Below are 13,788 nucleotides of genomic sequence, written 5' to 3'. Positions count from 1 at the left end.
GTCAAGCGAAATCAGCTCACCAGTTCCACAGCGTGCCGTCTTCGAGACGCGCGACCGGTAGATACGCGGGGTCGTAGGGATACCGCGCGGCCGCTGCTTCGTCGATATCGACGCCGTGGCCCGGCGCTTCGCCCGGATGCATCATGCCGTGCTCGAAGCGCCATGCATGGGGGAATACATCGAGCGCTTCTTGCGGAAAACCCATGTACTCCTGCACGCCGAAATTCGGCACCCACAAATCGAAGTTCAGCGCCGCGCCCATGCACACTGGCGACAGATCCGACGGCCCGTGGCAACCGGTTCGCACCTGGTACAGCGAAGCAAAATCCGCAATGCGCCGCAAATGCGTAATGCCGCCCGCGTGCGTCAAGGTCGCGCGGATGTAGTCGATCAGTTGCTCCTCGATCAACTGCTTGCAGTCCCAGATGCTGTTGAAGACTTCGCCGACCGCGATCGGCGTGACCGTATGTTCGCGGATCAGCCGGAAGCCGGCCTGGTTTTCCGCGGGCGTGGGGTCTTCCATCCAGAACAGGCGATACGGTTCGACCGATTTGCCGAGCCGCGCCGCTTCGATCGGCGTCAAACGGTGGTGGACGTCATGCAGCAAATGCGTGTCGAAGCCGAACTTGTCGCGCACCGCTTCAAAGAGCTTCGGCACGAAGTCGAGATACTTTTCCGACGACCAGCTCTGCTCCTCGACCGCGCCCTTGGTGGCCGGCTCGTACATGCCGCCGCCTTTCGAGACGCCGTACACCGAGCGCATATTCGGCACGCCGCTTTGAATGCGGATGGCCTGATAGCCGGCTTCGATGTGTTCGGCGTAACGGTCGAGCGCTTCGGGAATGTCGCGGCCGGTGGCGTGGCCGTACACCATCACGCCTTCTCGCGACGCGCCGCCAAGCAGCTTGTACAGCGGCATGCCCGTGACTTTGCCGAGAATGTCCCACAACGCCATGTCCACCGCGGCGATCGCCGTCATCGTGACGGGGCCGCGGCGCCAGTAGGCGCCTTTGTAGAGGTAATGCCAGGTGTCTTCGATGCGCCCAGGGTCGCGTCCGATCAGCAAGGGGCAGACGTGGTCTTTCAGGTACGAGGCGACCGCCAGTTCGCGGCCGTTCAGCGTGGCATCGCCGATGCCGTGCACGCCCTCGTCCGTGACGATTTTCAGCGTGACGAAATTGCGGCCCGGGCACGTGACGATCACGTCGGCGCGAACGATCTTCATGACATCTTCCTTGCAGTAGCGCGGCGCGAACCACACCCAACGGCGGTGCGCGACGTGCTGTTTTCATGTCGGTTTCGAGTGGCATCAGGAATGGGAAATGAAGTGGAAAATCACCTTCATCAACCTGTCCCAAGCCGTTTGAACGATGCTACCATACAAGTATAGCGAGACGTCAAATCAGGGTTTTCCCGCTGAACGGCGTCGTTTCAAAAGCCTTTTTTGTGTTTTCCGTGACCTGGATTTCATTACATGACCTCTGCAGCCACCCTGCCTCGTCTTGTCCGCAACGCCCTGCCCACGCTGTCAACGCATCTGCTGTCGCCGCAATGGCGGGAGCCGCGTATCGGCATCGTGCATCTGGGGATCGGCAATTTTCATCGCGCGCATCAGGCGCTCTATACGGAAGAAGCCATGCTCGCCGAGGGCGGCGACTGGGGTATTTGCGGCGTGACGCTGCAAGGCGATGTCGGCAAGCGCGATGCGCTGATGGAGCAGCAAGGCTTGTATAGCGTGGTCGAACGCGGGCCGCAGGGCGCCAAGGTGACAGTCGTGCGTGCGTTACAGGAAGTGCTGGCCATGCCGCACGATCACGCTGCCCTGTTCGCGCGCCTCGCGGACCCGTTGGTGCGGATCGTCTCGCTGACCGTCACTGAAAAAGGCTATTGCCGTGACCCGAAAACCGGCGAGATCGCGCTCGACGATCCCGCCGTCGCGCACGATCTGGCTCATCCGCTCGCGCCGCGCACAGTGCCGGGCATTCTCGTCGCGGCATTGCGCGAGCGGCGCGACGCAGCAAACGGCGAACCGTTCACGGTGCTCTCATGCGACAACCTCGCCCATAACGGCGCCGCGCTGCGCCAGGTGGTCTGCTCGTTCGCACGGCAAGCCGATCCTGAACTGGCCGACTGGATCGCCGCTCAGGTTGCGTTTCCCTCGACGATGGTCGACCGTATCGTGCCGTCGACCACCGCCGCCGAGCGCGCAGCCGTTGCCGACGCGACCGGCTATCAGGACGCCGCACCGGTGCCTTGCGAACCGTTCCGGCAATGGGTCATTGAAGATCGTTTTCCCGGGGGACGTCCTGCGTGGGACGCGGTTGGCGCGCAACTCGTCGACGACGTCACGCCGTTCGAACTGGCCAAACTCCGCATGCTGAACGGCACGCATTCGACGCTCGCGTATCTCTCCATGCTCGGCGGCTTCGACACCATCGACGCGGCGATCGCCCACCCCGCCATGCGCAATCTCATTCACGCGATGATGACGCAGGAAATCGCGCCGACACTGACCATGCCTGCGTCGTTCGATCTGCTCGCCTATCGGGACGCATTGCTGGCGCGCTACGCGAATCCGGCGCTGAAACATCGCTGCGCGCAGATTGCGATGGACGGCAGCCAGAAGATTCCGCCGCGTCTGCTCGCCACGATCTCGGCGAGGCTCGCGGCGGGCCAGCCGTTCACACGTCTCGCGCTGGCGGTAGCGGCATGGATGATGTTTTTGTACGGCCATGCTGACGACGGCACGGGTTATGAAATCAGTGATCCGCTTGCCAGCAGGTTGAAGACGCTCGCGGCGTCGGCGCATGGCGAAACGCAGGCGCTAATGGATGCGTTACTGTCGGTGCGCGAAGTGTTTCCGGCGGATCTGGCCGCGCTTCCTGCGTTCAGAAAAGCGCTTCATCAAGCGTTGCTGTTGCTTCAGGCAAAGGGTGCACGGGGAGCCATAGACGCGTCGCAATGAATCCACGCGATTGGGAAGCGAGCGCGGTGGGCTCGGCAGGAAGCGTCGAGTTGGAAGATCCGGTTGGCGCTTCGGGTGACGCTTTTGTTAAGCGCTTTTGTTAAGCGCTTTTGTCAGGCGCTTTTGTCAGACGCCGCTCATCGCCGCTTCACGCAGTCGGCTCCGCTTCGCGGCCTTCCGTTGCCCCTTCGCCCGCCTGCGACTGCTTCAACTCCCGCGCCTCGAGCACGTCCCGGTAGCGTAGATACGCACACCGCCCACCGGATTTGGCCGCATACATCGCAGCGTCGGCGTGGAGCAACAGTTCCTCCACCGTGGCGCTGTCGTCCGGAAACTGACTGATGCCGATGCTCGCGCCCACCGTCATGCTTTGTCCGTCGACGCTCAGTTCTTCGTTCAACGTCCCCATGATCCGCGCGGCAATCCCCGGTGCGGCTTCCGCGGAACGCGGTCCCTCGATCAACACGATGAACTCGTCACCGCCAAGGCGCGCAGCGAGATCCGCCGTGCAAAGCACGCGCTTGAGCCGTTGCGCCACGGCGGCCAGCACCTTGTCGCCAATCGAATGACCAAACTGGTCGTTGATCTGCTTGAAGCCGTCGAGATCGACGAACAGGACGGCGAGCCGCTCCTCACGCCGCGTCGCTTCCTCGATCGCCACCTCGAGCTTCTGCATGAACAACATGCGGTTCGGCAGGCCGGTCAGCCCGTCGTGCGTGGCGAGATGCACGAGCTCGCGCTGCTTGCCATGCAGCACGTCCATTTGCGATTTGATTTCCCGGCGCAGACGATCGAAGCAGCGCGCCAGCACGCCGATTTCGTCGGTACGTTTGAGCGGCAGCGTTTCCATCGCGTGCTCGGCGAACAGATGCGTGGCCGCGTGCGCAAGACTGTGCAAAGGCTTGGTCAGCGCACGGGCGAACAGAATCGCGAGGAACAGCGCCAACACGCTGAAAATCATCACCATGCGAATGATGCTAAAACCCAGCAGGTGGGCGCCGGACAACACATCATCGAGCGGCCTGGCGAGGCCGAGCACGATAAAGCGATTGCCCTCCGACGCGCCGAACGGTCTGCGTACGAAAGCGAGCACCTGACCGGCCGCCTGCTTCGGGTGCGCAAGACCGTTCACCAGCTCTTCGCTTTGCGATTGCTCAAACAGCGGCTTGGTGACAGAGAAGCTGTCCTGCATCAGGAAGCGCCGCCCCTTGTCGAAGCCGAATGTTTTCGAAGCATCCGGATGGACCAGAAAGTCACCCCATTCGTTGGCCAGATAGACCTGATAGTCGCTTGGCAAATCGCTCTGCAAACGTTTGAGCAAGCCGGCCAGATCGATGTCGATAACGATGACGCCTACCACCGCACCACTCGCGCTCGCCACCGGCGTGCCGAGCCGCAGCGTCGGTTTGCCTTCGGCGGCATGCGCGCCGTATTCGTGATTGACCGAGATCGGCGAGGTGTAAATGCGGCCGGGCGAGAACGCCAGCGTGTCGAACACATACGCGAACTGGCCTTTTTCCTGCAAATTCCGTCCTTCGACCCGCACAAGCCCGTCCGCGTCACGGTCGAAACGAATCAGCTCGAGTCCGTAGTGCTGACGGGTAATCAAGCGGATTTGCAGGTATTCGGGGTGGTGAACCATGAAGCTGGCATACACCTGCGCCAGCCGTTCGCGCGACGCATTCACGCCAAAACCGTCGTCGGTCTGCGCGACGTGCGCCGAAGACGGCAAGCTCGCGAGCACCAGCGCGTCCGCGCCGACGTCGTCGATCGCCCCGGAAAAACGCTGGCCCAGCAATTCCGTTGAAGTCAGCAGGCTGCTTTCGGCTTCGTTCACGAGCATCGTGCGGTTCGCGCGATACGCGTAATAACCGGTCGCGCCGGACGCGAGCACGCCGATGCACGCGAGCAGGATCGATAACTTGATTGTCAGGCCGGGACGCATCATCAGAAACGCTCCGAGCGGTCGCCGGATACGATTCTGCGCCACAGGTCTTCGCGCCGCTGAATATCTTCCACCGGTCCGATCCAGACGATGTGCGCGTTGTCGCTGCTTTCCGCCGGCGCCGTCAACGTGTTGGCGAGCCCCTGCCGTTGCGTCAACAACGCACTGACGCCCGGCTCGAGCATGTAATTGATCCACGCCAGCGCGAGCGGGCGATCGGTTGCCGAGCGCGTCATCGACCAGCAGTCCAGCCACGCGAGCACGCCTTCATCGGGAATCACGTAGCCCACGTCCGCGCCGGCGCGGCGCAGCGATTCAACCTGCTGGGTGCCATAGTTACCGAACATCAAGGCCACTTTATGCTGGATGAAGAACGCGGTCGCTTCTTCCGGCAACGTGTAATAGGTCAGCAGGTTGCGGCGCAAATCGACGAGCTTTTGAGTGATCACACGCATCTGCGCGGCGTCCAGCTGGAACGGATGCCGGTAGCCCAGCGCCAGTGCGGCGAACGAGAAATTAGGTTGGGCGCTGTTGAAGTCGAGCACCTTGCCGCGGTAGCGCGGGTTCCACAATTCGCGCATCGAGCGCGGCGCAACGGCGATCTGCTTACGGTCATAGATCAGCCCCATCGACGAATACGTGAATGGAATGGCGTACACCTTGCCTGCCGACGTCAACCCTTCGATCGACGACAATGCCTGAAACCGCGGCATCTGCCTTCTCGTATTCGGCAAGCTGGCGAGATCGAGCGGCGCCAGCAGATTCGCGCGGGTATAACGCTGGATTTCGGCGGTATTAGCGGCGAGCACATCGAATGGCGGCGTGCCCTGGGTATGCATCTGCGCCCACAGGGCCTCGTCGGAATCGACCAGCGTGACTTCGACCTTCGCGTGATAGCGTGCTTCGAAAGTCTTCACGACGTCGGCGTCCGCATAACCGGGCCACGCCAGTACGCGCAGGATTTTTTCGGCGGCCGCAACCGGCCCTGACGATAAAAGGCTGCAGCAGAAAATGGCGCTTATCAGTAACGTCAAAAAACCGCTGCGGCGTAGCGAACTTCCGCGAGCCGCAGCCGCTGCAATGCGGCGCCGGAACGGCGCTTTGAAACCGCACTTTTCATCTGCTGTAAAAATCACGTGCATATAACACCACTTAGCAGAAGGCTGCTACGACGAGCGCAGACGCGCGCGCGGCGCTTATCCGCGCGCGCAGTACTCGATGACTTTGTTCAGACAGATATCGCTTGAGCTGCGCGGCTTGCGCGCAGCGTGTTGATGATAGCGCTCCGCAGGGCGTTTTTGGTTGGGCCTTGCCGGGGTCGACAGGAATAGGCTGCTGGCATGTACCAACGCGCTCATCTCGCGTTGACCTTGATAACGGTCGATTTCGCGGAAACTTTAACTGAATGGGTCGAGGAAACATTCGAAATGGGGGTTCTGCGGACCGAAACACGGGGCCTTGATCGCCTCTTATCGCTTGACAAAGGAAATTGTTCGTCAACGCCAACGACGCTGAAGTCCGCACCACCTGGGTAGAGCACGCCGCCATCCTGCGCGCCGTGCAATCCGGCGACGCGACGCTCGTGGCACTGCTCGCCGAGCGGCATGTGACGCGCACTGCACAACACTATCTCGAACGCTTCTGAAGCAGATTCAGAAACCGTCCGCGGCGGGCTTGACGTTGCCCATGCCGGCAATATAAGAGCGATTCCCGTGCGCCATCCGGTGTTTCACTAGCTACCCGTTCTTTTTGAACTGATAAGCTTGGCGCGCGCTGCTGGCCGCCCCGGCCCGCAGCTTCAACCCAAGCCCGGTCGTGAGTCGCGCCGGGCGTCCCGCAGCGGCACAACCGCATACGGGAGTATTTGAACTACACCGAGGAGTTAAACAGTGAAAAAACTGCTAGCGGCTTTGACGGTTGCTCTGCTTGCCACCGTCTCGATTGGCGCACACGCTAAAGATTGGTCGACGATCCGTTTTGGCGTTGACGCCAGCTACCCCCCGTTTGAGTCGAAGGGTTCGGACGGCAAGCTCGTTGGCTTCGATATCGACCTCGGCAATGAAATCTGCGCACGCCTGAAGGCCAAGTGCGTGTGGGTCGAAAACGACTTCGACGGCATGATTCCGGCCCTGAAGGCGAAGAAGTTCGACGGCGTGCTCTCGTCGATGTCCATGACACCGCAACGCGCCGAGCAGATCGCTTTCTCGTCCAAGCTGTTCAACACCCCCACACGCCTCGTCGCGAAGAAGGGTTCGGGCATCCTGCCGACGGCCGACTCGCTCAAGGGCAAGACGGTTGGCGTGGAACAGGGCACGATTCAGGAAACCTACGCAAAGACCTACTGGGAACCGAAGGGCGCGAAGGTCGTGCCGTATCAGAACCAGGACCAGGTCTACGCCGACTTGCTGTCGGGCCGTCTGGACGCAGCGCTGCAGGACGCCGTGCAAGCTGAAATCGGCTTCCTGAAGACGCCGCGCGGCGCGGGCTTCGACTTCGTCGGCAAGGATCTGAACGATCCGAAGATCCTCGGCGAAGGCGCGGGCATCGGCATGCGCAAGGAAGACACCGATCTGAAGGCGAAGGTCGACAAGGCGATCGCCGACATCATCAAGGACGGTACGTACAAGAAGATCGAGAAGAAGTACTTCGACTTCAACGTGTACGGCAGCTAAGCCAGCCAGGCGCGTCTGACGGCGCGCTTGCCGGCTTGCAGAAACGGGCTCCGCTACATGCGGGGCCCGTTTCGTTTGCGGGGCCGCCTGGCCGTTCCACCTCGGCTACGCTCCGGCCGAACCGGCCTGCCCGCATGCCACGCGCGATCCGCACAATGCCGGATAAGACCCCGCATCGCGTCATATCGGCTAAGATCGTGCGATAGCGGCGCCGCGAGCCGGCCCGCCAATGATCGGCCATGAAGCACCTTTTCCCCCTGTAATCAACGACATAGCGCGGCATGCCCCGCTTGCCCGCGGACTTGAAAACCATGCAAACCCAAACCCATCCGCTGATTGCCCCGACGCTCGGCACCGCCCGTAATCTGACGAGTTTTCACTACGGTCCCGGCGGCGGGCAGAAGATTTACATCCAGTCGTCGCTGCATGCCGACGAGTTGCCTGGCATGCTGGTCTCGTGGGCATTGCGCCGCAAACTGGCCGCGCTGGAAGCGGCCGGCAAAATGCGCGGCGAAGTCGTGATCGTGCCGGTGGCCAATCCGATCGGCTTGAATCAGCATTTTCTCGGCCATCTGACGGGCCGCTTCGAGACCAACAGCGCGCAGAACTTCAACCGCAATTTCTACGAACTCGCGGCACTGATTCAACCCGGTATCGAGGCGCGTCTGACCGACAACATCGACGCCAATCGCAGCGCGATCCGCGCGGCGATGCGTGAGGCGCTCGATGAGCAAAAGCCGGCAAACGAACTCGAATCGCAACGTCTGGCGCTGCAAAAGCTCTCGTATGACGCCGATGTGGTACTCGACCTGCACTGCGACTGGGAAGCCGCGCTGCACCTCTATACCAACCCCGACCTGTGGCCGGAAGTCGAGCCGCTGGCCTGCTATCTGGACGCCAAGGCCTCGCTGCTGGCACTGAATTCGGTGGGCAATCCGTTCGACGAAATCCACAGCTTCTGCTGGTCGGATCTGCGCGGCCGTTACGGTGATCGCTTTCCGATTCCGAACGGCTCGATCTCGGTCACGGTTGAACTGCGCGGTCAACGCGAAGTGTCGTACGAGTACGCCGAGCGCGACGCTCAGGCAATCATCGAATACCTGACCTCGCGCGGCGTGATCGACGGCACGCCGGCGCCGCTGCCGGCGCTCGAATTCGCAGCCACGCCGCTGGCCGGCGCCGAACCGATCGTCGCGCCGATCAGCGGTGTGCTGGTGTATCGCTGCGAAGTGGGTACCTGGGTCGATGTCGGCCAAGAGATCGCCGACATCGTCGATCCGTTGACCGATCGCGTCGTGACGCTGAAGAGCACCGTCGCCGGTGTGCTGTACGCGCGGCATTTGACGCGCTTTGCGACAGCCGGGCTGGAATTCGCGCGCATTGCCGGTGCGAAGGCGTTCAGAAGCGGCTCGTTGTTGAGCAACTGAGGAGCCTTTGACCAACACCGGAGGCCGCGCTTGCCCGTATTGGCCCGCGGAAGCTATGCCCGCAGCAAAGCAGATCGCCCGCTATTTCAGCGGGCGATCTGCGTTTACGCATCTGTGGCGACAGAACGGATTTGCTCAAAGACGGCTGGAAAACCACATGTAAAACCGCTCACGAACCAGCTCAGAAAGCCGGAATGATCGCGCCTTTGAACTGCGTATCGATGTACTTGCGCACTTCGTCCGATTCATAAGCGGCAACCAGCTTCTTCACCCACGGCTTGTCGCGATCCTGCGCGCGCACGGCGATCAGATTCGCGTATGGACCCTTGAGGTCTTCGATCGCGATCGCGTCTTTTGTCGGCTGCAGGCCGGCCTTCACCGCGTAGTCCGTGTTGATCGACGCCGCATCGAGGTCGTCGAGCGCGCGCGGCAATTGCGCGGCGTCGAGTTCCACCAGCTTGATCTTCTTCGGATTGTCGACGACATCGAGCGGCGTGGCATTGACACCGCTCGTGCCCACGCCCGGCTTCAGCTTGATCACGCCGTATTTCTGCAACAGCAGCAGCGCGCGATTGCCATTCGACGGATCGTTCTGGATGCCGACCTTCGCGCCTTCAGGCAATTCCTTGAGCGACTTGAGTTTCTTCGAATAGAAGCCCATCGGCGACACGTAGGTTAAACCGACGTTGACGATCTTGTAGCCGCGCTGCTTGATCTGGCTATCAAGAAACGGCTGGTGTTGAAAACCATTGGCATCGAGGTCGCCGGCGTCGAGCGCCGCGTTCGGCTGCACGTAGTCGTTGAATTCGATGACCTTCACATTCAGCCCTTCGCGCGCCGCGACCTTGGTCACGACCGACCAGATCTGCGCATCCGGGCCGCTCATCGTGCCGATCTTGAGTTGTTTGTCGTCGGCATGCGCGAATGTTGCCGTCAGCGAGACGGCGGCGATAGCGAGCAGATTCTGGATGATTTTCCGGCGTTGCATGCATTTCCCCACAAGCGATTTCGATTGATAGGCACAAATCGTCGCATGCAGTCGATGCGCCCAAAACCATTCGTTTTTCACACGCTTATATGCACGATCTGAAAAAAGCTTATGAGCGGCGTGTCTTGCGTATTTCGATTCGCGAAGCGATGCGAGTGTCGCGCCGGCGCGACAGATTTCTAAAAATACCCGGACTGTCACATACGCTACTCTGCATTCGCTTAAATTTCGGGCCATCGCACGACCCTGCCGCAGAGCACCGCGTCGCGATCGCTTAATTTTTAATCGGAGAAAGTCTTGAACAAGAAAGTATTGACCGCCGCTACTCTCGCCATCGTCGCCAGCGCTGCCCACGCGCAAAGCAGCGTCACGCTGTATGGCGTGATCGATGCCGGTATCAGCTACGTGAACAATTCGAAGACCGCTACCGGCGGTCACGACAACCTCGTCAAGTACGACGACGGCGTTGCTCAAGGCAGCCGTTGGGGTCTGCGCGGCAGCGAAGACCTCGGTGGCGGCCTGAAGGCGCTGTTCGTGTTGGAAAACGGCTTTAACAGCGGCAACGGCACCCTCGGCCAGGGTGGTGCGATGTTCGGCCGTCAAGCGTTTGTCGGTCTGTCGAAGGACACCATCGGCTCGCTGACGTTCGGTCGCCAGTATTCGTTTTCGACCGACTATCTGGGTGGCAACTACTCGACCGGCGGCCAGACCGTCGCGGGCAACTACGCTTACCACATCAACGACGTCGACCAGTTGACGTCGAGCCGTATCAACAACGCAGTCAAGTTCAGCAGCGCGAATTTCTCGGGTCTGACCTTCGGCGCGTTGTACGGCTTCTCGAACCAGGCTGGCGCATTCGCAGGCGCGCCGGCTACCGGCACGACCGCTGCACCGGTGGCGGGTTCGTCGCGTGCGTATAGCTTCGGCGTGAACTACGCGAACGGCCCGTTCGGCGTGGGCGCGGCGTACACGGACATCCGTTACCCGAGCCAGGCAACCCCGGCGTTCTCGACCAGCATCGCCAACGTGTCGACGGGCAACGTGCGCGATCTGCGCACGTTCGGCGTCGGTGGCCGTTACTCGATCGGCGCCGCTACGCTGTGGGCGTTGTACACGAACACGCGCTTCGAACCGATCACGGGCGCTTCCACGACGTTCACTGCATACGAAGCGGGCGCGAAGTACGCGTTCACGCCGGCACTGACGGCAGGCGCGGGCTATACGTACATGCACCTGAGCGATGCCAACACGGGCCACTTCAACCAGGTAGACCTGAGCGTCGACTATGCATTGAGCAAGCGTACGGACGTCTACGCACTGGGCATCTACCAGATCGCGGCCGGCCACAACGGCACGCAGGATCTGCAAGCACAGATCGGTTCGAGCACGAGCTACTTCAACACGTCGGGCACGGGTGCGGACAACCAGCTGGCATTCCGCGTCGGTATCCGTCACAAGTTCTAAGCGAGTCTTGCTTTGGTCGGCGAGGAGCGCGAGTTCCTTGCCGTGCCAAGGTGATGAAAAACGCCCTGCGGGGCGTTTTTCTTTTGGGGGATCGGCTTTTCAGATACTTGCGTGCGGCGGTTGCCGCGATCAACGATCGGCACTCCAGCGAGCGATAATCATCAGGTCGTGCTTCGCGTAGGAATGCGGCACAAGTTCTGATGGGAGGCCGTCGCCCACGATTGCAGTCGGCGCTCACGAGAATGTGGCCCGACTGATCAGCGTACCCCACACGAAGCCAGTGCCGCAGCCAGATGCTCGAGCGGCTGTCCCCAACTTTTGCACGCTCTCGTTTATGTCAGGCTGAACGCTGCGGCGGCATCGTGAAGAAGGCATGCATCGCATGCCATATACGATGCCGATTGATGCCCAGCACCGCAATGTGAGCCACTCCCTTGATCTCGCAAAATTGCTTGTCCTTGTTCGGCAATAGCGAAAAGAAATCGAGCAGTTCCGCATCGGTCGCATTGCCGTCGTGCTCGGCTCTCGTCATGCAAACTGGACACTGCAGCTGTTTCGGATCGACCATCGGCATATGAATTGCCATATCGATGTAGGTGCCGTTCGGCGTCCGGTTGGTGAGCTTGAGTTCATAGTCGCCCAATGCCTTCGGTACTTTGGGATCGACCGTCGACGGGTCGTCGCGGGCGAAGATGGCATCGAAGCTCGCTTGCGAGGTTGGACGGAAGTTGCTGGCCTCGAGGGCCGCGATGTTCTCGCGCCGCCTCATGATTTCCGGTGCGCCCTCGCCCGTGTAGGTGATCGCATCCAGGACCATGCGCTCCACGCGGTCCGGCTCTTCCATCGCAAAGACGCCCAGCCTGAGGGCGCCGGACGACTGGCCATAGAACATGAACGTTTTTTGGCCAGTCACCCTTTCGACAACCGGCATTGCGGCTTTCAGGTCCTCGACACCGGAGCGGACATCGGAGTTCGAATCCGTCTGCGACGAGCGGCCGTAGTTTTCATGGTCCATGGTCCAGACGTCGAAGCCGTAGCGAGCAAACTCGTCCATGAACGAGTAGTTCTCCGTGCCCGGCACATGCAGGTCGAAGCCCCCGCGGCCCGAAAACGACGAACCGTGCACAAGGAATAACACAGGCTTCTGGCCGGACTTTGCGTTGCGGTCGTCCGCGAGTCGCTTGCGATAGAGATACAGTTTCACCGCGCCTTTCTGCGCCCAGTGATCTTCGGCAATGATCTGCGGCGCCGCCGCATTGGCAGAGAGCGGCACTGCTGTGGCCATCAGTGTCAGGGCCGCGCCTTGCAGCAAACGGCGTCGCTGGACCCTCTGCTGCGTGTCTTTCGTGTTGCTCATTGTTTTTCCCGATTATGAGAATTAAGACGTTACCAATCCTTGTGCCCGTACCGCCGAGCCTGGGCAACACTCCCCTTTTTGTCTCGACTCCATGGCGTGTGCCGTAGTACGGAATGAGTCAATTAGCGGGTGAGATGAGGTCGAATCCGTTCGCCTTCAAAGACGTTTGCACTGCTGGTCCGGTGAGATAGGAAAGCAGCTTTTGCGCTGCGCCCGGATGCTCGCTCTTTGCACCTATGCCTGCTGCGTAGGTCGTTACGAGTTGCAAATCTTCCGGGATTGGCCCGACGAGGCTGACACCCTGCACAGGTTTGATTTCGCTGGTCTGTCCTAATCCGAGGGACACCTCGCCTCGTGCCATCGCTTCCATGGCGGCTTGCCCTTCCGGATAATATTTGACCTTGGGACCCACCGTGCCGCCAATCCCGAGACGGTCAATCAACCGGGCCAGATAGACGCCGGAGGTAGCACCGGTGGCGGGGTCGGCCATACCGATCGAAGGGGCGTCGAGCAGAACTTTCGTGAACGCCGCGTCGTCAGCGATCGCGGGCAAGGTGGCACCCGCTTTGACTGCGACTCCGAGCCGCACGCGCGCGACATCGACCTGTGAACCCTTCCTGACAAGATCGCGCTCGGTCAGTTTGGCGAGGGGCTCAGGTGGGACGATGACGAGGTCAAAGGCCTGCCCCGATATTGCCCGGTCACGCACCTGTCCCGCGGTGCCGTAGATAAGGCGCACGCGATCGCCTGTTGCAGCCAGATATTGTTCGGGCAGATTCTCCAGTGCGCCTTTCATCGCAGCCGCTGAGAGAATGACCAGATCCGCCGCGTGAGCGGACTGCATCGTGACCAACACGATAGCAAGCAGAAGTCCTGCTTTCGTCTTCATAAGAAAGTGCTCCGGTGAGCATTGCTGAGTACGGCATTATCAAGTTGTCGAACGGCATACGCTCGAACACACACAGTACAT

The 13,788-nt window shown here is 60.9% G+C and carries 11 protein-coding genes; 5 read left to right on the top strand and 6 right to left on the bottom strand.

The genetic code is table 11. The features are described from left to right. Positions 1 to 16: 16 nt before the first annotated feature. Positions 17 to 1,225 carry a D-mannonate dehydratase ManD gene (gene manD, locus P0D84_RS25860; protein ID WP_408341504.1) on the bottom strand — a complete coding sequence of 403 codons (1,209 nt, stop codon included), beginning with the start codon at positions 1,223 to 1,225 and terminating at the stop codon, positions 17 to 19. A 249-nt stretch (positions 1,226 to 1,474) separates the two neighbouring features. Here manD and P0D84_RS25855 point away from each other — a divergent pair, with 249 nt between their 5' ends. Next, the gene (locus P0D84_RS25855; protein ID WP_408341503.1) at positions 1,475 to 2,965 is read left to right on the top strand and encodes a mannitol dehydrogenase family protein; all 1,491 of its coding nucleotides are present in this window, start codon (positions 1,475 to 1,477) and stop codon (positions 2,963 to 2,965) included. 148 nt (positions 2,966 to 3,113) lie between these two features. Here P0D84_RS25855 and P0D84_RS25850 read toward each other — a convergent pair whose 3' ends face one another. Further along, entirely contained in the window at positions 3,114 to 4,913 is a 1,800-nt protein-coding gene (locus tag P0D84_RS25850) for a diguanylate cyclase domain-containing protein (protein WP_408341502.1), read from the bottom strand. Then, positions 4,913 to 6,052, bottom strand: coding sequence for an extracellular solute-binding protein (locus tag P0D84_RS25845; RefSeq protein WP_408341501.1), 1,140 nt, complete (start codon positions 6,050 to 6,052; stop codon positions 4,913 to 4,915). Before P0D84_RS25845 ends, P0D84_RS25850 begins: the two co-directional genes overlap by 1 nt. 347 nt (positions 6,053 to 6,399) lie before the next feature. Between P0D84_RS25845 and P0D84_RS25840 the strand changes: the two genes are divergently transcribed. The 3 genes from P0D84_RS25840 to P0D84_RS25830 all read left to right on the top strand — a co-directional run bounded on the left by P0D84_RS25840 (position 6,400) and on the right by P0D84_RS25830 (position 9,009). Continuing rightward, entirely contained in the window at positions 6,400 to 6,555 is a 156-nt protein-coding gene (locus tag P0D84_RS25840) for a hypothetical protein (protein ID WP_408341500.1), read from the top strand. A gap of 244 nt (positions 6,556 to 6,799) precedes the next feature. Beyond that, entirely contained in the window at positions 6,800 to 7,582 is a 783-nt protein-coding gene (locus P0D84_RS25835) for an ABC transporter substrate-binding protein (RefSeq protein WP_179740730.1), read from the top strand. Between the two features lie 311 nt (positions 7,583 to 7,893). Next, positions 7,894 to 9,009, top strand: a complete 1,116-nt coding sequence (locus P0D84_RS25830) for a succinylglutamate desuccinylase/aspartoacylase family protein (RefSeq protein WP_408341499.1) — start codon at positions 7,894 to 7,896, stop codon at positions 9,007 to 9,009. A gap of 181 nt (positions 9,010 to 9,190) precedes the next feature. Here P0D84_RS25830 and P0D84_RS25825 read toward each other — a convergent pair whose 3' ends face one another. Beyond that, positions 9,191 to 9,997, bottom strand: a complete 807-nt coding sequence (locus tag P0D84_RS25825) for a MetQ/NlpA family ABC transporter substrate-binding protein (RefSeq protein ID WP_408341498.1) — start codon at positions 9,995 to 9,997, stop codon at positions 9,191 to 9,193. A gap of 297 nt (positions 9,998 to 10,294) precedes the next feature. Between P0D84_RS25825 and P0D84_RS25820 the strand changes: the two genes are divergently transcribed. Further along, complete coding sequence (locus P0D84_RS25820; RefSeq protein WP_408341497.1) at positions 10,295 to 11,461, top strand: porin; 1,167 nt, start codon at positions 10,295 to 10,297, stop codon at positions 11,459 to 11,461. A 337-nt stretch (positions 11,462 to 11,798) separates the two neighbouring features. Here P0D84_RS25820 and P0D84_RS25815 read toward each other — a convergent pair whose 3' ends face one another. Beyond that, positions 11,799 to 12,818 (bottom strand): alpha/beta hydrolase, encoded by a 1,020-nt coding sequence (locus tag P0D84_RS25815; protein WP_408341496.1) that lies wholly within the window; start codon positions 12,816 to 12,818, stop codon positions 11,799 to 11,801. 118 nt (positions 12,819 to 12,936) lie between these two features. Next, positions 12,937 to 13,707, bottom strand: coding sequence for a molybdate ABC transporter substrate-binding protein (locus tag P0D84_RS25810; RefSeq protein WP_408341495.1), 771 nt, complete (start codon positions 13,705 to 13,707; stop codon positions 12,937 to 12,939). Positions 13,708 to 13,788 lie beyond the last annotated feature (81 nt).

Origin of the sequence: Paraburkholderia sp. RL17-337-BIB-A (assembly GCF_046025895.1) — a bacterium.
Classification (GTDB): Bacteria; Pseudomonadota; Gammaproteobacteria; order Burkholderiales; family Burkholderiaceae; genus Paraburkholderia; species Paraburkholderia fungorum_C.
The sequence above is the reverse complement of the archived record's forward strand: the minus strand, read 5'-3'. Positions and strand labels throughout refer to the sequence as shown.

Bases quoted from the DNA above. Each gene is read 5' to 3' on its own strand.
- P0D84_RS25815 (WP_408341496.1), bottom strand. From the start codon at position 12,818: ATGAGCAACACGAAAGACACGCAGCAGAGGGTCCAGCGACGCCGTTTG.
- P0D84_RS25810 (WP_408341495.1), bottom strand. From the start codon at position 13,707: ATGAAGACGAAAGCAGGACTTCTGCTTGCTATCGTGTTGGTCACGATG.
- P0D84_RS25830 (WP_408341499.1), top strand. From the start codon at position 7,894: ATGCAAACCCAAACCCATCCGCTGATTGCCCCGACGCTCGGCACCGCC.
- P0D84_RS25855 (WP_408341503.1), top strand. From the start codon at position 1,475: ATGACCTCTGCAGCCACCCTGCCTCGTCTTGTCCGCAACGCCCTGCCC.
- manD (WP_408341504.1), bottom strand. From the start codon at position 1,225: ATGAAGATCGTTCGCGCCGACGTGATCGTCACGTGCCCGGGCCGCAAT.
- P0D84_RS25825 (WP_408341498.1), bottom strand. From the start codon at position 9,997: ATGCAACGCCGGAAAATCATCCAGAATCTGCTCGCTATCGCCGCCGTC.
- P0D84_RS25845 (WP_408341501.1), bottom strand. From the start codon at position 6,052: ATGCACGTGATTTTTACAGCAGATGAAAAGTGCGGTTTCAAAGCGCCG.
- P0D84_RS25850 (WP_408341502.1), bottom strand. From the start codon at position 4,913: ATGATGCGTCCCGGCCTGACAATCAAGTTATCGATCCTGCTCGCGTGC.